This is a genomic window from Citrobacter freundii complex sp. 2025EL-00176 (assembly GCF_053309355.1).
Window position 1 is genome coordinate 17,279 of the sequence record NZ_JBRYHT010000023.1, and the last position, 19,987, is coordinate 37,265.

Genomic DNA, 19,987 nt, shown 5'->3' on the forward strand with positions numbered 1-19,987 from the left:
ACCCGCTTTCGCGGGTTTTTTCTTCACTGGCACTTAACTGCTCAGGCTCTGGCCTTCATCGCTATCGTAAGCGTTCGTGAGATTATCGGCGATTACAGCGCGATAACGTTAACAGCAGACGGGCCTTTAGCGCCATTCTCAACGGAGAATTCCACCTTTTGACCTTCGTCTAATGTTTTAAAATCGTTGCTCTGAATAGCAGAGAAATGCACAAACACATCCTTGCTACCATCCTGAGGAGTGATAAAGCCGAAGCCTTTATCAGAGTTAAACCATTTTACTAAACCAGTCATTTTGTTAGACATAGATACTTCCTTTCATGTTTTTGAGCCGCTTATGCAGCGAAGATGGCCTGTTTTGCAGAAATTAACTTATGGGGCACTTAGGGAGGAGGCTCATGAAGAAGAGTATCTGAGGATAACGCTTGAACTGAGGACTGCTTTACTAAAACTGCTTGCATAAGGTCTGTGTTCCAAACCGATGTCGCTATAGTAGCCCTACTTCTAATCATTAAGCAAGGATTAATTTTTTTAATAATCACAGAGCGTGTGAAACGTAAAACCAACGCGGTTGATCCGCTCGGATAACAGCTTGATCTACAATGAACAAAAGCCCTGACTATTGCAGTCAGGGCTTTAAGTTACTACAAACTTCAGATTTAACATTAATAAACTTAACGATTTAGTACTGCTGATGGTACTACTTTAAAATGTACAGGTTTACTACAGATAATATTGGATATTGATACTAACTAAAACCTTCCTCTATTTACCGTTAAACACATTCCACCGGCTTGATAATAGAACTCAAGGCTGGTGACCTAAACAAGTACACTTCCCCTCGCGACATATACTCTTTGATGCGTTGCCTTATTTCCCTTGCGATAACCAGAAAAACAGAAACCGCAAACATTTACTATTAAATCATGGCGTTACATCGTCGCGTTTTACTAACTTTTTGCGATTAGATAAATCAACTACGTGGCCTGAAAGCATTGTCGAAGTGAAAAAATAGCGTTTTCAGCATCGACTATCCCAAACAAAAGATACTTCGTGGCCTTTATCGCAAACCCCAATCAAGCTCTACTAACACTTACTACGTTAACAGCAAACTACAATTTATCCGCTGTTAAGTATTAACATACGGGTTTAAAAAACTCTGTCAATACTGTTTTTTATAACATGTCTTTATTGACAGTAATTATATATTCCCGCATGGGATAAGCGCGTCAAAAGCCGCCAGCCTTGGCCCAGAACGTAGAGTTTTTACTCTTTTTGTAACCGGTTTCAGAAAAAGTGGTTTTCTTTGTGATGCCTTGCACACAATCGTTGCAAAGCAGTTGTTGCTACAGCTGGCTCGCGATAATTATCAACCCACACACGTTGATCGAGACTGCTTATGAAAAACATCGTCTTATGCTGTGCCGCCGGAATGTCCACCAGCATGCTGGTACAAAGGATGAAAGATGCCGCCCAGAAAAAAGGTGTCGACGTCACGATTAAAGCGGTCCCGGTAGCTGAGTTTGAAGAGAATATCGCCACTGCAGATATCGTGTTGCTCGGTCCACAGGTTAAATATGAGCAGGCCAAGCTGCAGGCGATCGCTGACCCGCTAGGCAAAAAAGTCGCCGTTATCGATATGATGGATTACGGCATGATGAAAGGCGATGCCGTACTGGAAAAAGCACTGAAACTACTGGGGTGATGATATGGAAGAGTTAGAAACGATCATCATGGAATTATTGGTCAACGCCGGAGCCGCCCGCAGTCAGGCCCTGACAGCGCTGCAACTGGCGCGTAAAGGTGACTTTGCGGGTGCGGAACAAGCAATGGTGGAATCACGCGAGTACGTCAAACAGGCGCATAAAATCCAGACCCAACTGATCGGAATCGACGAAGGGACTGGCAAACTACCGGTCAATCTCATCACCGTCCATTCGCAGGACCATCTGATGAACGCGATGGTGATTCAGGATTTGGCGGGCGACATGATTGAGCTTTATCGGCGGTTACCGCAGGTAAATTAACGACACTGCCGGATGGCGGCTTCGTAGCCTCCCAGGCCTGATAAGCGCAGCGCCATCAGGCATAAACATAGACATAAAAAAACCCGCCGAAGCGGGTTTTTTAGTATGGTCAGCAACGATTAATCGTTGTCAGAACCGCCCAGGCCTGCGTTCAGCAGTTCTGCCAGGCTGGCAGACGCATCTTCAGCAGTCACCTGCGGAGCAGCTGGCAGTTCGCCCGCTGCGCGACGGCGCATACGATCCTGGTGATACGCATAACCGGTACCAGCCGGGATCAGACGACCCACGATGACGTTCTCTTTCAGACCGCGCAGTTCGTCGCGTTTGCCCGCAACGGCTGCTTCGGTCAGCACGCGAGTAGTCTCCTGGAACGATGCCGCAGAGATGAACGACTCGGTTGCCAGGGAGGCTTTGGTGATACCCAGCAGATCGCGGGAGAACGTTGCACCCACTTTGCCGTTCGCTTCCAGATCGCGGTTGGCAATCTTGACGCGGGAGTATTCAACCTGCTCGCCTTCCAGGAAGTCGGAGCTACCAGCGCTTTCGATGGTGGCTTTACGCAGCATCTGACGAACGATAACTTCGATGTGTTTATCGTTAATCTTAACACCCTGCAGACGGTATACGTCCTGAACTTCGTTAACGATGTAACGAGTTACAGCATGCACACCACGCAGACGCAGGATGTCGTGCGGCGCTTCCGGACCATCGGAAACTACGTCACCACGTTCTACACGTTCACCTTCGAACACGTTGAGCTGACGCCATTTCGGAATCATCTCTTCGTACGGTTCGCTACCGTCTACCGGGGTGATAACCAGACGACGTTTCCCTTTGGTTTCTTTACCGAAGGAAATGATACCGCTGATTTCAGCCAGGATTGCCGGCTCTTTCGGACGACGTGCTTCGAACAGGTCCGCAACGCGCGGCAGACCACCGGTGATGTCCTTGGTACCGCCGGATTCCTGCGGAACACGGGCCAGGGTGTCACCAGAGCTGATCTGTACGCCATCTTCCAGCTGAACAATCGCTTTACCCGGCAGGAAGTACTGAGCAGGCATATCGGTGCCTGGGATCAGAACGTCGTTGCCCTGAGCGTCAACAATTTTCAGTGCCGGACGCAGGTCTTTACCACCCGCAGTACGCTCTGCAGAATCCAGAACCACCAGAGAAGACAGACCGGTCAGCTCGTCGGTCTGACGAGTAATGGTCTGGCCGTCGATCATGTCAGTGAAGCGGACGAAACCACTCACTTCGGTGATAACCGGCATGGTGTGCGGATCCCAGTTCGCTACGGTTTCGCCGCCAGCAACCTGTTCGCCATCACCTTTCGCCATAACGGAGCCGTAAGGCACTTTATAGCTTTCTTTGGTACGACCGAATTCGTCGATCAGTTTCAGTTCGGTGTTACGTGAGGTGATAACCAGTTTACCGCTGGAGTTAACAACCGACTTCGCATTGCTCAGACGGATGCTACCTTTGTTTTTCACCTGGATGCTGGATTCAGCAGCCGCACGAGATGCCGCACCACCGATGTGGAACGTACGCATTGTCAGCTGTGTACCCGGTTCACCGATGGACTGTGCCGCGATAACGCCGATTGCTTCACCTTTGTTGATGATGTGGCCACGCGCCAGGTCACGACCGTAGCAGTGCGCACATACACCAAAGTCGGTGTCACAGGATACAACGGAACGGACTTTCACGGAGTCAACGGAGTTCTCTTCCAGCAGGTCACACCACTGTTCGTGCAGCAGCGTGTTGCGTGGAACCAGAATATCCGCCGTACCCGGCTTCAGAACGTCTTCAGCAGTCACACGACCCAGAACGCGATCGCGCAGCGGCTCTTTAACGTCACCACCCTCGATAACCGGGGTCATGGTGATGCCTTCCAGAGTGCCGCAATCGTCCTCAGTAACAACCAGATCCTGCGCAACGTCAACCAGACGACGCGTCAGATAACCGGAGTTCGCTGTTTTCAGTGCGGTATCCGCCAGACCTTTACGCGCACCGTGAGTAGAGATGAAGTACTGGAGTACGTTCAGACCTTCACGGAAGTTCGCGGTGATTGGCGTTTCGATGATGGAGCCATCTGGCTTCGCCATCAAACCACGCATACCAGCCAGCTGACGAATCTGTGCTGCAGAACCACGCGCACCGGAGTCGGCCATCATGTAGATGCTGTTGAAGGAAACCTGCTGCTCTTCTACGCCGTCACGGTTAATAACGGTTTCAGTTTGCAGGTTATCCATCATCGCTTTGGATACACGATCGTTCGCCGCAGCCCAGATATCGATAACTTTGTTATAGCGTTCGCCTGCGGTTACCAGACCAGACTGGAACTGCTCCTGGATCTCAGCAACTTCAGCTTCCGCTTCAGAGATGATCTCGTGTTTCTTCTCTGGGATGACCATGTCATCAATACCAACAGATGCACCTGAACGCGCTGCATAAGCAAAGCCGGTGTACATTGTCTGGTCAGCGAAGATAACGGTCGGCTTCAGGCCCAGAATGCGGTAACAGGTGTTCAGCATTTTGGAGATTGCTTTCTTGCCCAGCGCCTGGTTGACGATGGAGAAAGGCAGACCTTTCGGTACGATCATCCACAGAATGGCGCGACCAACGGTCGTGTCTTTCAGGCTGGTATGCGCAACGAATTCGCCGTTTTCATCTTTTTCATATTCAGTGATACGCACTTTGACGCGCGCATGTAGAGAGGCCAGGCCAGCGCGATAGATACGCTCAGCTTCTTTCGGGCCAGTCAGCACCATGCCTTCGCCTTTGGCGTTAACACAGTCACGGGTCATGTAGTACAGACCCAATACAACGTCCTGAGACGGAACGATGATAGGTTCGCCGTTCGCCGGAGACAGAATGTTGTTGGTAGACATCATCAGCGCACGCGCTTCGAGCTGGGCTTCCAGCGTCAGCGGTACGTGAACAGCCATCTGGTCACCATCGAAGTCGGCGTTATATGCCGCACAAACCAGCGGGTGCAGCTGGATAGCTTTACCTTCGATCAGTACCGGTTCAAAAGCCTGGATACCCAGACGGTGCAGGGTTGGTGCACGGTTCAGCAGTACCGGGTGTTCGCGGATAACTTCGTCCAGGATATCCCAAACGACAGCTTCTTCACGCTCAACCATTTTCTTAGCGGCTTTGATGGTGGTGGCGAGGCCACGCAGTTCCAGCTTGCCGTAGATGAACGGTTTGAACAGTTCCAGTGCCATTTTCTTCGGCAGACCGCACTGATGCAGACGCAGGTATGGACCTACGGTGATTACAGAACGACCGGAGTAGTCAACACGCTTACCGAGCAGGTTCTGACGGAAACGACCCTGCTTACCTTTGATCATGTCGGCCAAAGATTTCAGAGGACGTTTGTTAGAACCGGTGATCGCACGACCGCGACGACCGTTATCCAGCAGGGCGTCAACCGCTTCCTGCAGCATACGTTTTTCGTTGCGTACGATGATGTCCGGCGCAGCCAGATCCAGCAGACGCTTCAGACGGTTGTTACGGTTGATCACGCGACGATACAGATCGTTCAGATCTGATGTTGCGAAACGACCACCATCCAGCGGAACCAGCGGACGCAGATCTGGCGGCAGAACCGGCAGAACGGTCAGGATCATCCACTCTGGCTTGTTGCCAGACTGTACGAAGGCTTCCAGCAGCTTGATACGCTTGGTCAGCTTCTTACGCTTGGTTTCGGAGTTGGTTTCGTTCAGCTCTTCGCGCAGAGTTTCACACTCTTGCTCCAGATCCATGCTCTTCAGCAGGGCCTGAATAGCTTCCGCACCCATCTTCGCGTCGAATTCGTCACCGAACTCTTCCAGCGCGTCCAGATACTGCTCTTCAGTCAGAATCTGTTGACGTTCCAGGTTGGTCATACCGCCTTCGATAACCACATAAGATTCGAAGTACAGTACGCGTTCGATATCGCGCAGCGGCATATCGAGCAACAGACCGATACGGGACGGCAGCGATTTCAGGAACCAGATATGCGCGGTCGGAGACGCCAGCTCGATGTGGCCCATACGCTCACGGCGTACTTTGGTCTGGGTCACTTCAACGCCGCACTTCTCACAGATCACACCACGGTGTTTCAGGCGCTTGTACTTACCGCACAGGCACTCGTAGTCTTTTACCGGCCCAAAGATACGGGCGCAGAAAAGGCCGTCACGCTCAGGTTTGAACGTACGGTAGTTGATGGTTTCCGGCTTCTTAACTTCACCGAAAGACCATGAACGGATCATGTCTGGCGAGGCCAGAGCAATTTTGATCGCATCAAACTCTTCGGTTTTAGTCTGCGCTTTCAGAAACTTTAATAAATCTTTCACGGATTTGCTCCCGTCGGAGTTAGCACAATCTGGCGCTGGCTGTTACGCCAGCACCAGTGACCTGTTTGATCGAGAGTTACTCGTCTTCCAGCTCGATGTTGATACCCAGCGAACGAATCTCTTTCAACAGTACGTTGAAGGATTCCGGCATGCCTGGTTCCATCTGATGGTTGCCGTCCACGATGTTTTTATACATCTTAGTACGACCGTTCACGTCATCAGACTTAACGGTGAGCATTTCCTGCAGGGTGTATGCCGCGCCATATGCTTCCAGCGCCCACACTTCCATCTCCCCGAAGCGCTGACCACCGAACTGAGCCTTACCACCCAGCGGCTGCTGAGTAACCAGGCTGTAAGAACCGGTAGAACGCGCGTGCATCTTGTCATCAACCAGGTGGTTCAGTTTCAGCATGTACATGTAGCCAACGGTAACCTGGCGCTCGAACTGCTCACCGGTACGACCGTCGAACAGGGTAATCTGACCGGAAGTCGGCAGGCCACCCAGCTGTAACAGTTCCTTGATTTCAGACTCTTTCGCACCGTCGAAGACCGGCGTTGCGATCGGCATACCTTTTTTCAGGTTTTCAGCCAGACGCAGAACTTCTTCATCGCTGAAGGTATTCAGGTCAACTTTCTGACGAACATCTGAACCCAGATCGTAAGCACGCTGGATGAATTCGCGCAGTTTGGCGACTTCCTGCTGCTGTTTCAGCATGGCGTTGATCTTATCGCCGATACCTTTCGCAGCCATACCCAGGTGGGTTTCAAGGATCTGACCGATGTTCATACGCGATGGTACGCCCAGCGGGTTCAGTACGATATCTACCGGCGTACCGTTAGCATCGTGTGGCATATCTTCGATCGGGTTGATCTTAGAGATTACACCCTTGTTACCGTGACGACCTGCCATCTTATCACCAGGCTGGATCCGACGTTTAACCGCCAGATAAACCTTAACAATCTTCAGCACGCCCGGTGCCAGATCGTCGCCCTGAGTGATTTTACGGCGTTTCGCTTCGAGTTTTTTCTCGAACTCGTGTTTCAGTTCGTCGTACTGCTCAGCCAGTTGTTCCAGCTGATTTTGTTTCTCTTCGTCGGTCAGGCCGAGTTCTAACCAGCGGTCACGCGGCAGTTTGTCGAGCTTCTCAGCTTCAACACCACCGGAAACCAGCACAGCGTAGATACGGCTGAACAGGCCAGCTTCGAGGATCTGCAGTTCTTCAGACAGGTCTTTCTTAGCCTGCTTCAGCTGCATCTCTTCGATTTCCAGCGCACGTTTGTCTTTTTCTACGCCATCGCGAGTAAAGACCTGAACGTCGATAATCGTACCGGAAACACCGTTTGGCACGCGCAGAGAAGAGTCTTTAACGTCAGACGCTTTCTCACCGAAGATCGCACGCAGCAGTTTCTCTTCTGGGGTCAGCTGGGTTTCACCTTTCGGCGTTACCTTACCAACCAGAATGTCGCCACCAGTCACTTCCGCACCGATATAAACGATACCGGATTCATCCAGTTTGGAGAGCGCAGCTTCACCCACGTTCGGGATGTCAGCGGTGATCTCTTCCGGCCCCAGCTTGGTGTCACGGGACACACATGCCAGTTCCTGAATGTGGATGGTGGTGAAACGGTCTTCCTGGACAACACGCTCGGAGACGAGGATGGAGTCTTCGAAGTTGTAACCATTCCATGGCATGAACGCCACGCGCATGTTCTGACCCAGCGCCAGTTCACCGAGGTCGGTGGACGGACCGTCTGCCAGCACATCACCACGTTCAACCGGCTCGCCCAGAGATACGCAAGGCATCTGGTTGATACAGGTGTTCTGGTTAGAACGGGTGTATTTAGTCAGGTTATAAATGTCGATACCTGCTTCGCCCGGGTACATCTCGTCTTCGTTAACTTTGATAACGATACGGGAAGCATCCACGTACTGAACAGTACCGCCACGTTTAGCAACTGCAGTAACACCGGAGTCAACGGCAACAGCACGTTCCATACCGGTACCAACCAGCGGCTTATCAGCGCGCAGAGTCGGAACCGCCTGACGTTGCATGTTCGCACCCATCAATGCACGGTTGGCGTCATCGTGTTCCAGGAACGGGATCAGGGACGCACCGACGGATACCACCTGCTGGGTGGATACGTCCATGTAGTCAACCTGGTCGCGGCTGAACAAGCTGGATTCGCCTTTGCTACGGCAGGTAACCAGATCTTCTACAAAGTGGCCTTCGTCATCCAGGTTGGAGTTCGCCTGAGCGATAACGTAGTTGCCTTCTTCGATAGCAGACAGGTAATGAATTTCGTCAGTAACAACACCGTCGGTCACTTTACGGTACGGAGTCTCAAGGAAGCCGTATTCGTTAGTCTGTGCATACACGGACAGGGAGTTGATCAGACCGATGTTCGGACCTTCAGGCGTTTCGATTGGACATACGCGACCGTAGTGAGTCGGGTGTACGTCTCGAACTTCGAAGCCTGCGCGTTCACGGGTCAGACCGCCTGGGCCGAGTGCGGAGATACGACGTTTGTGCGTGATCTCAGACAGCGGGTTGTTCTGGTCCATAAACTGAGACAGCTGGCTGGAACCGAAGAACTCTTTCACTGCTGCGGAAATCGGCTTAGCGTTGATCATATCCTGAGGCATCAGGGTATCCAGATCGCCCAGAGACAGACGCTCTTTCACCGCACGCTCAACACGCACCAGGCCAACGCGGAATTGGTTTTCCGCCATTTCGCCTACGGAACGGATACGACGGTTGCCGAGGTGGTCGATATCATCGACTTCGCCTTTACCGTTACGGATATCGATGAGCTTCTTCATCACTTCAATGATGTCGTCTTTGCTCAGGATACCGGAACCTTCGATTTCGTCGCGCAGCAGAGAACGGTTGAACTTCATACGACCGACCGCAGACAGGTCATAGCGGTCTTCGGAGAAGAACAGGTTCTCGAACAGGCTTTCAGCAGCTTCACGAGTCGGCGGCTCACCAGGGCGCATCATGCGGTAGATTTCTACCAGCGCGCTCAGACGATCGTTGGTTGGGTCGACGCGTACAGTTTCAGAAATGTACGGACCGTGGTCCAGATCGTTAGTGAACAGCGTTTCGATACGCTTGTGACCAGACTGGCTCAGCTTAGCCAGCAGATCCAGGCTCAGCTCCATGTTAGCTGCGCAGATCAGCTCGCCAGTAGATTCGTCAACGTAGTCTTTAGCCGCAACTTTACCAGCAATGTATTCAACCGGAACTTCGATATGCTTGATATCGTCTTTTTCCAGCTGGCGAATATGGCGCGCAGTAATGCGACGGCCTTTTTCGACGTAGACTTTGCCGTTAGCTTCGATGTCAAAGGAGGCGGTTTCACCACGCAGGCGTTCCGGCACCAGTTCCATCTGCAGCTTGTTGTCACGAATTTCGAAAACAACTTTTTCAAAGAACAGGTCAAGGATCTGCTCAGTGGTGTAGTTCAGTGCACGCAGAATGATGGTCGCAGGCAGTTTACGGCGACGGTCAATACGTACGAACAGGTTGTCCTTCGGATCGAATTCGAAGTCCAGCCAGGAACCACGGTAAGGAATGATACGCGCGTTATACAGCACTTTACCCGAAGAGTGGGTTTTACCTTTATCGGAGTCAAAGAAGACGCCTGGGCTACGGTGCAGCTGAGAAACGATAACACGCTCAGTACCGTTGATAACAAAGGTACCGTTGTCAGTCATGAGCGGAATTTCGCCCATGTAGACTTCTTGTTCTTTAATGTCTTTGACGGTGCCTTCCGGCGCTTCGCGCTCGTAGATCACCAGACGCAGTTTTACGCGCAGCGGTGCGGAATAGGTCACGCCACGGATCTGACATTCCTGAACGTCAAACACCGGTTCGCCAAGGCGGTAGCTGACGTATTGCAGCTCGGAATTACCGCTGTAGCTCTGAATCGGGAAAACGGAACGGAAAGCTGCTTCCAGACCATACTGCCCTTCAGGATCTTGCTCGATGAACTTCTGAAACGAGTCAAGCTGGATAGAAAGGAGATAAGGTATGTCCAACACTTGTGGACGTTTACCAAAATCCTTACGAATACGTTTTTTCTCGGTATAGGAGTAAACCATTAGGGTTCCTCAGCTCGCTGACAAGTCGACCCATCTGTCCGACGAAGGGACAGTTTGTGCAACACTATTTTGTTGACCGGAAAATCGAATACTTTCCGCAATGCCTGTTGCTATCACGCTTAAACCATTTCATTGCGATTTACACAGAACTGACGCTCTGTCGCAGTATATTAAGGCGTCGATAGAAACAAGCATTGAAAGGCACAGCAGTAGTCAAACAGTGTGAAATGCTACTGGCGCCTTACAGCGCAAAAAGGCTGGTGACTAAAAAGTCACCAGCCATCAGCCTAATTTCTTAGGCTGCAACCAGAAAAGTTGGCTTATTTAACTTCAACTTCAGCGCCAGCTTCTTCCAGAGATTTTTTCAGTGCTTCTGCGTCGTCTTTGCTCACGCCTTCTTTCAGCGCAGCCGGTGCAGATTCTACCAGGTCTTTAGCTTCTTTCAGACCCAGGCCAGTTGCGCCACGTACTGCTTTGATAACAGCAACTTTGTTAGCGCCAGCAGCTTTCAGAATTACGTCGAATTCAGTTTTTTCTTCAGCAGCTTCAGCCGGGCCAGCAGCTACAGCTACAGCAGCAGCAGCGGAAACACCGAATTTTTCTTCCATTGCAGAAATCAGTTCTACAACGTCCATTACGGACATAGCGGATACTGCTTCAATGATTTGATCTTTAGTGATAGACATTTAAATTGTTCCTGAAAATCAGAATAAGTTTATACGTAAGCAGATGCTTGAGAAAGGTAACTGCAATTAAGCAGCTTCTTTCGCATCGCGTACAGCAGCCAGAGTACGAACCAGTTTGCCAGCCGAAGCTTCTTTCATGGTTGCCATCAGGCGTGCAATTGCTTCTTCGTAGGTCGGCAGAGTTGCCAGGCGATCGATATTCGATGCCGTAATCAACTCACCTTCAAAGGCTGCGGCTTTGACCTCAAATTTTGCATTCGCTTTCGCGAACTCTTTGAACAGACGAGCAGCAGCGCCCGGGTGTTCCATAGAGTATGCAATCAGGGTCGGACCAACAAACGTGTCTTTCAGGCACTCGAACTGAGTACCTTCAACGACGCGGCGCAGCAGGGTGTTACGAACAACACGCATGTATACGCCAGCTTCACGACCTGCTTTACGCAGTTCAGTCATTTTATCTACAGTTACGCCACGGGAATCCGCAACTACTGCAGACAGCGCGCCTTTGGCTACTTCGCTGACTTCAGCAACAATCGCTTGTTTGTCTTGAAGATTTAAAGCCATTAGCTTTGCTCCTGGATGTTTGCCGGAACTCATGTTCCGGAACTCACTTCACTCCCCCCAACGGAGAGAGCGTCTAAATACGGTGAGCAGAAACAAGCCAGAGTATCAGAAATAATCTTAGCGTTCTGTCACCGTCTACGCAGGGCATTAAGTTTCTGACGAAACACCTGCGGTCTTCGACGGAGGCCTGGATAGGCCAGGCTCCAACGAACAAATCTGTTGTCTATCGGCCGAAGCTAATAGAATCGTGGGCGAAGATTGTAGACAAAATCACCGCCCACGTAAAGGCGAATATTAGTTCGCCACAGTCGCAGTCAGACCGGACTGATCAACGGCAACACCAGCACCCATGGTGGTGGAGATGCTAACTTTCTTGATGTACACGCCTTTCGCCTGAGTCGGTTTCGCTTTTTTCAGCGCAACCAGCAGAGATTCCAGGTTTTCTTTCAGTTTGTCAGCGTCAAAATCCACTTTACCGATGGTGGTGTGGATGATGCCGTTTTTGTCGTTACGGTAACGAACCTGACCCGCTTTAGCGTTCTTAACCGCTTCAGCAACGTTAGGCGTTACGGTACCAACTTTCGGGTTTGGCATCAGGCCGCGCGGACCCAGAACCTGACCCAGCTGGCCAACAACGCGCATTGCATCCGGAGAAGCAATAACAACGTCAAAGTTCATTTCGCCTTTCTTGATCTGGTCAGCCAGATCTTCCATACCTACCAGTTCAGCGCCTGCAGCTTTAGCAGCTTCAGCGTTTGCGCCCTGGGTAAATACGGCTACGCGAACAGAACGGCCAGTACCGTGCGGCAGTACAGTTGCACCACGTACGTTCTGGTCAGATTTACGAGCGTCGATGCCGAGGTTAACGGCAACGTCCACGCTTTCTACGAATTTAGCAGTGGCCAGCTCTTTCAGCAGAGCAATAGCTTCGTTGATGTCGTACTGTTTAGTTGCATCAACTTTGTCACGGATCACGCGCATACGCTTGGTCAGTTTAGCCATTTCTTAATCCTCCACTACCAGGCCCATGGAACGTGCAGTACCTTCAATGGAGCGAGTCATCGCTTCAATGTCAGAACCAGTCATGTCGGCAGCTTTGGTCTGCGCGATTTCCTGCAGCTGAGCGCGGGAAATTTTACCCACTTTGTCTTTGTTCGGCTTGCCGGAACCAGACTTGATACCAGCCGCTTTCTTCAGCAGTACTGCTGCCGGAGGCGTTTTGGTAACGAAAGTGAAAGAACGGTCAGCGTAAACGGTGATAACAACCGGGATCGGCAGACCTTTTTCAATGGAATCAGTTTTTGCGTTGAACGCTTTGCAGAATTCCATGATGTTCACGCCTTGTTGACCCAGTGCTGGACCTACCGGCGGACTCGGGTTAGCCATACCAGCTGCAACCTGCAGCTTGACATAGGCCTGGACTTTCTTAGCCATTCTAAATTCCTCTAGTTGGGTTATAGCGCCTCAAGGAGGCTCCCCGTGTTTTTAAATTCGTTTTACGGACAGAGTCCATAAAAACAAAAGGCGCGAAATTGTATTCCAATCTCGCGCCCTATGCAACGATTAAATCGCCGCTTTTTTGATCGACGTGTTAGGCTTTTTCAACTTGGGCGAAGTCCAGTTCAACCGGAGTCGCACGACCGAAGATAGAAACAGACACTTTCAGACGAGACTTCTCGTAGTCCACTTCTTCAACTACGCCGTTAAAGTCAGCAAACGGACCGTCGCTAACGCGAACCATTTCGCCCGGCTCAAACATCGTTTTCGGACGCGGCTTATCACCAACCTGCTGCAGACGGTTCATGATTGCATCAACTTCTTTGTCGCTGATTGGCGCAGGACGGTCAGAAGTACCGCCAATAAAGCCCATCACACGCGGAACGCTGCGCACCAGGTGCCAGCTCGCATCATTCATGACCATCTGGACCAGTACATAGCCCGGGAAGAATTTACGTTCGCTCTTGCGACGCTGGCCGCCACGGATCTCGACCACTTCTTCGGTCGGCACCATGACTTCGCCAAACAGCTCTTCCATATTTTGTAACTTGATATATTCGCGCAGCGACGTGGCAACGCGGCCTTCAAAACCGGAAAACGCCTGAACGACGTACCAGCGCTTTTTAGGGGCTTCAGACATCTTAGAACCTCAGGCCAGTGATAAAGGATACCAGGCGAACCAGAATACCATCCAGTCCCCACAGGATCAGTGACATTACTGCGGTAACCGCAGCCACAATTAATGTGGTGTGCAATGTTTCCTGGCGAGTTGGCCAAATGACCTTACGGACTTCGGTTCTCGCTTCACGGGCAAAAGCAACGGTCGCTTTACCTTTTGTTGTCAACAGCGCGACACCACCCGCTGCGGCAATCAGAATCACTACGGCCAGCGCACGCAGCGGCAGCATCATGTCACGATAAAGGTAGTTGCCAACGATAGCTACAAGCAGCAATACAGCGACAACAACCCACTTCATCGCTTCCAGGCCGCGCCCGCTTCCTTGAGCTTCGGTATTCGCACTCATAAACCAACCTGTCAGAAGTATTCTACAAACATTTTCACCCCGCGTAAGCGAGGCGATCCAAACCGAAATGCTCTGGTGCGTTTCGGACTAAACGCCCTCTTCAGAGCCTGTCTCAGCAATGATTATGACAAAAAAAATCACTGATGAGCCAGGTTCTGGTGTGAAAGCGTGCAAAAAGGGCATCAAATGATGCCCTTTTATTGCGCATTGCGTCAAATGTTATTCGGCAATTAGCTCATTACTTTGGCAACAACGCCCGCACCTACAGTACGGCCGCCTTCACGGATTGCGAAACGCAGACCGTCGTCCATCGCGATCGGGTGGATCAGGGTAACAACCATTTTGATGTTGTCGCCCGGCATTACCATCTCTACGCCTTCCGGCAGTTCGATGGTACCCGTCACGTCAGTAGTACGGAAGTAGAACTGCGGACGGTAGCCTTTGAAGAACGGAGTATGACGGCCGCCTTCGTCTTTGGACAGGATGTACACTTCAGATTCGAACTTGGTGTGCGGCTTGATAGAGCCCGGCTTAGCCAGTACCTGACCACGTTCGATTTCTTCACGTTTGATACCACGCAGCAGAACACCAACGTTCTCACCAGCACGGCCTTCGTCCAGCAGTTTGCGGAACATTTCAACGCCAGTACAGGTAGACTTAGCAGTGTCTTTGATACCAACGATTTCAACTTCTTCGCCAACTTTGATGATACCGCGTTCTACACGACCGGTAACAACGGTACCACGACCGGAGATGGAGAATACGTCTTCGATAGGCAGCAGGAACGGCTTGTCAATCGCACGCTCTGGTTCCGGGATGTAAGAATCCAGGAAGCCAGCCAGTTCGATGATTTTCGCTTCCCACTCTGCTTCACCTTCCAGCGCTTTCAGAGCAGAACCACGAACGATCGGCGTGTCGTCGCCCGGGAAATCGTACTGAGACAGAAGTTCACGAACTTCCATTTCTACCAGTTCCAGCAGCTCTTCGTCATCAACCATGTCGCATTTGTTCAGGAACACGATGATGTACGGAACGCCTACCTGACGACCCAGCAGGATGTGCTCACGAGTCTGCGGCATCGGGCCGTCAGTCGCAGCAACAACCAGGATCGCGCCGTCCATCTGCGCAGCACCGGTGATCATGTTTTTAACATAGTCGGCGTGGCCCGGGCAGTCTACGTGTGCGTAGTGGCGAGTCGGGGTGTCATATTCAACGTGAGAAGTGTTGATGGTGATACCACGAGCTTTTTCTTCTGGTGCGTTATCGATCTGGTCGAATGCACGAGCAGCACCACCGTAGGTTTTAGCCAGTACGGTAGTGATTGCAGCGGTCAGCGTTGTTTTACCATGGTCAACGTGGCCGATAGTACCGACGTTAACGTGCGGTTTAGTACGTTCAAATTTTTCTTTAGACATCGATTGTCCCTCTAAGACACGGATAAATCGGTGATATCACCACATCAACCAGGCAATATACCTGAGCTGTTGAATGCTTTTAAAAGTAAACAGAGAGAAACGGGAAGGAGAAGTGAAGTGGTGCTGATACCCAGAGTCGAACTGGGGACCTCACCCTTACCAAGGGTGCGCTCTACCAACTGAGCCATATCAGCACGTCTGGAGCGGGCAGCGGGAATCGAACCCGCATCATCAGCTTGGAAGGCTGAGGTAATAGCCATTATACGATGCCCGCATCCTGAAACTCGGCTACCCAGTTCTTTCTGTAACAAAAAAGAGATTTCTCTCTTTTATGTTCGAGCTGATTAATTTTTTAACCAACTCAGGCGGCGATAACGCTGCCAGAAAGTGGTGGTGGGGGAAGGATTCGAACCTTCGAAGTCTGTGACGGCAGATTTACAGTCTGCTCCCTTTGGCCGCTCGGGAACCCCACCGGACTTGATGGTGCCGACTACCGGAATCGAACTGGTGACCTACTGATTACAAGTCAGTTGCTCTACCTACTGAGCTAAGTCGGCATCAAGTAGCGCGCATTTTATGGAGACCTGCGCACTCATGCAACTAAAAAATTGCATAAAATGTTCTATCGCTCACATTTTGCACTATACGTCCGATAAATAATCTATTTCCTCGTGTAATTGGACAAATTTCCAACGGCGCATCCCCTTCCAAAGGCAAGTTTTGCGCCGCCATGCGCTCATCCATAGAGAGAAAGTACCTCTTTATACATCTGGAATAGCCGTCACATTGCTTTTCAGGGGATGATTTTTTCTTATTATTCCCCCTCATCTGGTGTTACCCTCCTGCCCATTGTCTAAATTAACTGAAATGTGCGTGCCATTGCGTGCCGGGGATGATTTCGTTTTTTTACCGCAGACCTGATATAGCAATGACAGCCAGACCATGCGTATGAGTATAAAAGAGCAAGCGTTAACGTCGCCTTACCTACAGTTTGATCGCAACCAGTGGGCTGCGCTTCGTGATTCCGTGCCAATGACCCTGACCGAGGAAGAGATTGCTCGTCTGAAAGGCATTAACGAAGACTTGTCGCTGGAAGAAGTTGCCGAAATTTATTTGCCTCTATCGCGTTTGCTAAATTTTTACATCAGTTCGAACCTGCGACGTCAGGCGGTGCTGGAGCAATTTTTAGGCACTAACGGCGAGCGTATTCCTTATATTATTAGCATTGCTGGCAGCGTCGCCGTTGGCAAAAGCACCACAGCACGTGTTTTACAGGCACTGTTGAGTCGCTGGCCTGAGCATCGTAAGGTTGAGTTGATTACGACCGACGGTTTTCTTCATCCCAATCAGGTATTGAAAGATCGTGGACTCATGAAGAAGAAAGGCTTCCCTCAGTCCTATGATATGCACCGCCTGGTTAAATTCGTTTCCGATTTGAAGTCAGGTGTACCCAACGTTACGGCGCCGGTCTACTCTCATCTTATCTATGATGTGATCCCTGATGGCGACAAAACCGTTGCCCAGCCTGACATATTAATACTCGAAGGGCTTAATGTATTACAGAGCGGGATGGATTATCCTCACGATCCACATCATGTATTTGTTTCTGATTTTGTCGACTTTTCTATTTATGTTGATGCGCCAGAAGAATTACTCCAGACGTGGTATATCAACCGCTTCCTGAAATTCCGCGAAGGGGCATTCACCAACCCAGACTCTTATTTCCATAATTATGCGAAACTATCAGAAGATGAGGCAATCAACACGGCCACATCGTTATGGAAAGAGATTAACTGGCTGAATTTAAAGCAAAATATTTTACCAACGCGTGAGCGGGCCAGCTTGATCATGACCAAAAGCGCCAATCATGCCGTTGAAGAGGTTAGGCTGCGTAAATAAATTAATAAGGGGAGCCGCAGCTCCCCTTATTATTATTCAGCGCCTCTGAGCGATATTTCTCCGCCCATCCAGGGTTTTATCACGCCATTTTGTTCAAGCAATAATGCGCCTTGTGCATCTATTCCACGCGATATCCCGAATATTTCTTTATCGCCAATAATGAGTTTTACCGGACGGTCGATAAAGTTGTCCAGCTTCTTCCAGCGGGACAGATAAGGTGCCAGGCCCTCATGCTCAAACAGTACCAACGCTGCGCGCAGCTCGCGGATCAGTCGGGCAGCGAGGGTATTGCGGTCAATGTTAATTCCCGCTTCCTGGAGATTAATCCAGCCCTGATTAACGACATTCTCTTCTACCCGGCGCATGGCCATATTAATACCTGCACCGATAACAATTTGCGCGGCATCCCCCGTCTTACCGGTGAGTTCAACCAGAATTCCGGCCAGTTTACGATCGAGCAGATAGAGATCGTTCGGCCATTTTACGCGAACTTTATCCGCACCCAGATCGCGTAAAACCTCCGCCATGACAATACCAATCACCAGACTCAGACCAATTGCGGCTGCCGGTCCTTGCTCCAGTCGCCAGAACATCGAGAGATACAGATTGGCGCCAAACGGCGAGAACCACTTACGCCCACGACGACCACGACCGGCCTGCTGATACTCAGCGACGCAGGCATCTCCTGACTCCAGTTGACCAATACGGTCCATCAGGTACTGGTTGGTTGAGTCGATAACCGGCAGAACCGTGATATTCCCCCCATCCAACTGAGAATGAATCAGTGATGAGTCTAATAACTGGATAGGCTCCGGTAAGCTGTATCCTTTACCGGGAACAGTAAATACATCAACGCCCCAGTCGCGTAGCGTCTGAACATGCTTGTTGATTGCCGCGCGGCTCATTCCCAGCTGTTCACCAAGCTGCTCACCGGAATGAAATTCACCATCGGCTAACAATGAAATAAGCGCCAGGGGGACGGTATTATCTTTCATGCAATGATCTCCACAGCATTCACTTCACCCTGTGGGCCGATAAATCTGACCTCCGGTTCGAGCCAGACATTGAATTTTTCACCGACGTTCTGGCGTACATGATGCGCTAGTTGCACCACATCCTGACTGGTCGCACGGTCTGCATTGATCAGTACCAGTGCTTGCTGCTGATGTACCGCTGCACCACCAATACGCATGCCTTTTAGCTGGCATTGATCGATAAGCCAGCCGGCGGCCAGCTTCACTGAACCATCAACCTGCGGGTAATGAGGCGCAGTCGGGAATTTGGCCAGCAGTTCCTGCGCAACATGCGCTGTAACAACCGGGTTTTTAAAGAAGCTACCCGCATTACCGTTAACTTTCGGATCGGGTAGCTTTGTTGTGCGCATATGACAGACAGAATCAAAAACCTGTTGAGGCGTCACAGTTGCGGGATCCAGACGCGTCAGGTCACCATAAGTGAGAACGGGCTGCCACTGTTTAGGCAAGCGCAGACCAACGGCAACAATGGCGAAACGATCCTGGTATTCATGCTTGAAGATGCTGTCACGATAACCAAAACGGCATTCCGCGGCGCTGACACGCAGATGTTTGCCGGTTGACAGTTCAACGCAGTCCACATATTCGCAGACGCGCTGCAGCTCCACACCATAAGCACCAATATTCTGAATGGGGGATGAACCGACGCATCCGGGAATGAGTGCCAGATTTTCCAGCCCAGGCATACCTTCTAGCAGCGTGTGCTGTACCAGATGATGCCAGTTCTCACCGGCACCTACGTGCAGATGCCACGCCTCAGGTTGTTCTGTGATCTCAATGCCCTTGATTCGATTGACGATCACCGTTCCATGGAAGGTATCGAGAAACAGGACGTTACTCCCCTCGCCCAGGATCAGAACTGGATGATGTGATGCATTCGCTGATTGCCAGGCATTCAGCAGTTGTTGCTCATTTTCGGCGCAGACAAGCTCATTAGCTTGTTGATCGATACCGAAGGTGTTCCAGGCTTTAAGGGAGTGATTCATAGACGCTTTCCTGATGCAAAATCGCGCTTAGTTTACCGCATATGCCGCAGGATGGCTTGTGTTATGGATGCGAGGGGAAGTTGCTTTGGTAGGCCGGACCCGGCAGTTTTCAATACCGTACAGACGCAAAAAAGCCCATCCTGCCGGATGGGCTTCTTCACTTAATTGATGCCTGGCAGTTTATGGCGGGCGTCCTGCCCGCCACCCTCCGGGCCGTTGCTGCGCAACGTTCAAATCCGCTCCCGGCGGATTTGTCCTCCTCAGGAGAGCGCTCACCGACAGACTACAGATAAAACAAAAGGCCCGGTCTTTCGACCGGGCCTTTCGCTTTTATTTGATGCCTGGCAGTTCCCTACTCTCGCATGGGGAGACCCCACACTACCATCGGCGCTACGGCGTTTCACTTC

The 19,987-nt window shown here is 50.9% G+C and carries 15 protein-coding genes, 4 tRNA genes and 1 pseudogene; 4 read left to right on the plus strand and 16 right to left on the minus strand.

Annotation, left to right across the window (positions count from 1 at the left end; translation table 11 throughout):
- Window positions 1–92 precede the first annotated feature (92 nt).
- Window positions 93–305, minus strand: a complete 213-nt coding sequence (gene cspE / locus ACVXHP_RS23685; protein ID WP_005132883.1) for a transcription antiterminator/RNA stability regulator CspE — start codon at window positions 303–305, stop codon at window positions 93–95.
- A 1,093-nt stretch (window positions 306–1,398) separates the two neighbouring features.
- Here cspE and ACVXHP_RS23690 point away from each other — a divergent pair.
- Window positions 1,399–1,704, plus strand: coding sequence for a PTS sugar transporter subunit IIB (locus ACVXHP_RS23690; protein ID WP_316130398.1), 306 nt, complete (start codon window positions 1,399–1,401; stop codon window positions 1,702–1,704).
- Window positions 1,705–1,708: 4 nt separating this feature from the next.
- Window positions 1,709–2,026: a PTS lactose/cellobiose transporter subunit IIA gene (locus ACVXHP_RS23695; RefSeq protein WP_200009530.1), complete on the plus strand. Its 318-nt coding sequence runs from the start codon at window positions 1,709–1,711 to the stop codon at window positions 2,024–2,026.
- A 119-nt stretch (window positions 2,027–2,145) separates the two neighbouring features.
- Here the strand turns inward: ACVXHP_RS23695 and rpoC are convergent, their stop codons facing one another.
- The 13 genes from rpoC to ACVXHP_RS23760 all read right to left on the minus strand — a co-directional run bounded on the left by rpoC (window position 2,146) and on the right by ACVXHP_RS23760 (window position 16,218).
- Entirely contained in the window at window positions 2,146–6,369 is a 4,224-nt protein-coding gene (gene rpoC, locus ACVXHP_RS23700; RefSeq protein ID WP_016155301.1) for a DNA-directed RNA polymerase subunit beta', read from the minus strand.
- A 76-nt stretch (window positions 6,370–6,445) separates the two neighbouring features.
- Window positions 6,446–10,474: a DNA-directed RNA polymerase subunit beta gene (gene rpoB / locus ACVXHP_RS23705; protein ID WP_003033111.1), complete on the minus strand. Its 4,029-nt coding sequence runs from the start codon at window positions 10,472–10,474 to the stop codon at window positions 6,446–6,448.
- Window positions 10,475–10,794: 320 nt separating this feature from the next.
- Window positions 10,795–11,160 carry a 50S ribosomal protein L7/L12 gene (gene rplL / locus ACVXHP_RS23710; protein ID WP_000028882.1) on the minus strand — a complete coding sequence of 122 codons (366 nt, stop codon included), beginning with the start codon at window positions 11,158–11,160 and terminating at the stop codon, window positions 10,795–10,797.
- Window positions 11,161–11,226: 66 nt separating this feature from the next.
- Window positions 11,227–11,724 (minus strand): 50S ribosomal protein L10, encoded by a 498-nt coding sequence (gene rplJ, locus ACVXHP_RS23715; RefSeq protein WP_005132895.1) that lies wholly within the window; start codon window positions 11,722–11,724, stop codon window positions 11,227–11,229.
- 294 nt (window positions 11,725–12,018) lie between these two features.
- Window positions 12,019–12,726 (minus strand): 50S ribosomal protein L1, encoded by a 708-nt coding sequence (gene rplA, locus ACVXHP_RS23720; protein ID WP_200009529.1) that lies wholly within the window; start codon window positions 12,724–12,726, stop codon window positions 12,019–12,021.
- A 3-nt stretch (window positions 12,727–12,729) separates the two neighbouring features.
- Window positions 12,730–13,158, minus strand: a complete 429-nt coding sequence (gene rplK / locus ACVXHP_RS23725) for a 50S ribosomal protein L11 (RefSeq protein WP_038636105.1) — start codon at window positions 13,156–13,158, stop codon at window positions 12,730–12,732.
- Window positions 13,159–13,315: 157 nt separating this feature from the next.
- Window positions 13,316–13,861: a transcription termination/antitermination protein NusG gene (gene nusG / locus ACVXHP_RS23730; RefSeq protein WP_003033125.1), complete on the minus strand. Its 546-nt coding sequence runs from the start codon at window positions 13,859–13,861 to the stop codon at window positions 13,316–13,318.
- A 1-nt stretch (window position 13,862) separates the two neighbouring features.
- Window positions 13,863–14,246, minus strand: coding sequence for a preprotein translocase subunit SecE (secE, locus tag ACVXHP_RS23735; protein WP_003033128.1), 384 nt, complete (start codon window positions 14,244–14,246; stop codon window positions 13,863–13,865).
- A gap of 230 nt (window positions 14,247–14,476) precedes the next feature.
- Window positions 14,477–15,661: an elongation factor Tu gene (tuf, locus tag ACVXHP_RS23740; protein ID WP_016157942.1), complete on the minus strand. Its 1,185-nt coding sequence runs from the start codon at window positions 15,659–15,661 to the stop codon at window positions 14,477–14,479.
- 118 nt (window positions 15,662–15,779) lie between these two features.
- Window positions 15,780–15,855: transfer RNA gene (locus ACVXHP_RS23745), tRNA-Thr, on the minus strand.
- 5 nt (window positions 15,856–15,860) lie between these two features.
- Window positions 15,861–15,935, minus strand: a tRNA-Gly gene (locus tag ACVXHP_RS23750).
- Window positions 15,936–16,049: 114 nt separating this feature from the next.
- Window positions 16,050–16,134, minus strand: a tRNA-Tyr gene (locus tag ACVXHP_RS23755).
- An 8-nt stretch (window positions 16,135–16,142) separates the two neighbouring features.
- Window positions 16,143–16,218 (minus strand) — tRNA-Thr (locus tag ACVXHP_RS23760).
- A gap of 19 nt (window positions 16,219–16,237) precedes the next feature.
- On the opposite strand from ACVXHP_RS23760, the pseudogene ACVXHP_RS23765 reads away from it, so the two are divergent.
- A pseudogene (locus ACVXHP_RS23765) lies at window positions 16,238–16,318 on the plus strand (hypothetical protein); the annotation flags it as partial.
- 291 nt (window positions 16,319–16,609) lie between these two features.
- Complete coding sequence (gene coaA, locus ACVXHP_RS23770; protein ID WP_032940924.1) at window positions 16,610–17,560, plus strand: type I pantothenate kinase; 951 nt, start codon at window positions 16,610–16,612, stop codon at window positions 17,558–17,560.
- 32 nt (window positions 17,561–17,592) lie between these two features.
- On the opposite strand, the gene birA is transcribed toward coaA, so the two are convergent.
- On the minus strand, window positions 17,593–18,555 hold the full coding sequence (gene birA / locus ACVXHP_RS23775) for a bifunctional biotin--[acetyl-CoA-carboxylase] ligase/biotin operon repressor BirA (RefSeq protein WP_447572275.1): 963 nt from the start codon (window positions 18,553–18,555) through the stop codon (window positions 17,593–17,595).
- Window positions 18,552–19,580 carry a UDP-N-acetylmuramate dehydrogenase gene (murB, locus tag ACVXHP_RS23780; protein WP_447572276.1) on the minus strand — a complete coding sequence of 343 codons (1,029 nt, stop codon included), beginning with the start codon at window positions 19,578–19,580 and terminating at the stop codon, window positions 18,552–18,554. The genes birA and murB overlap by 4 nt, the downstream gene beginning before the upstream one ends.
- Window positions 19,581–19,987: the final 407 nt, after the last annotated feature.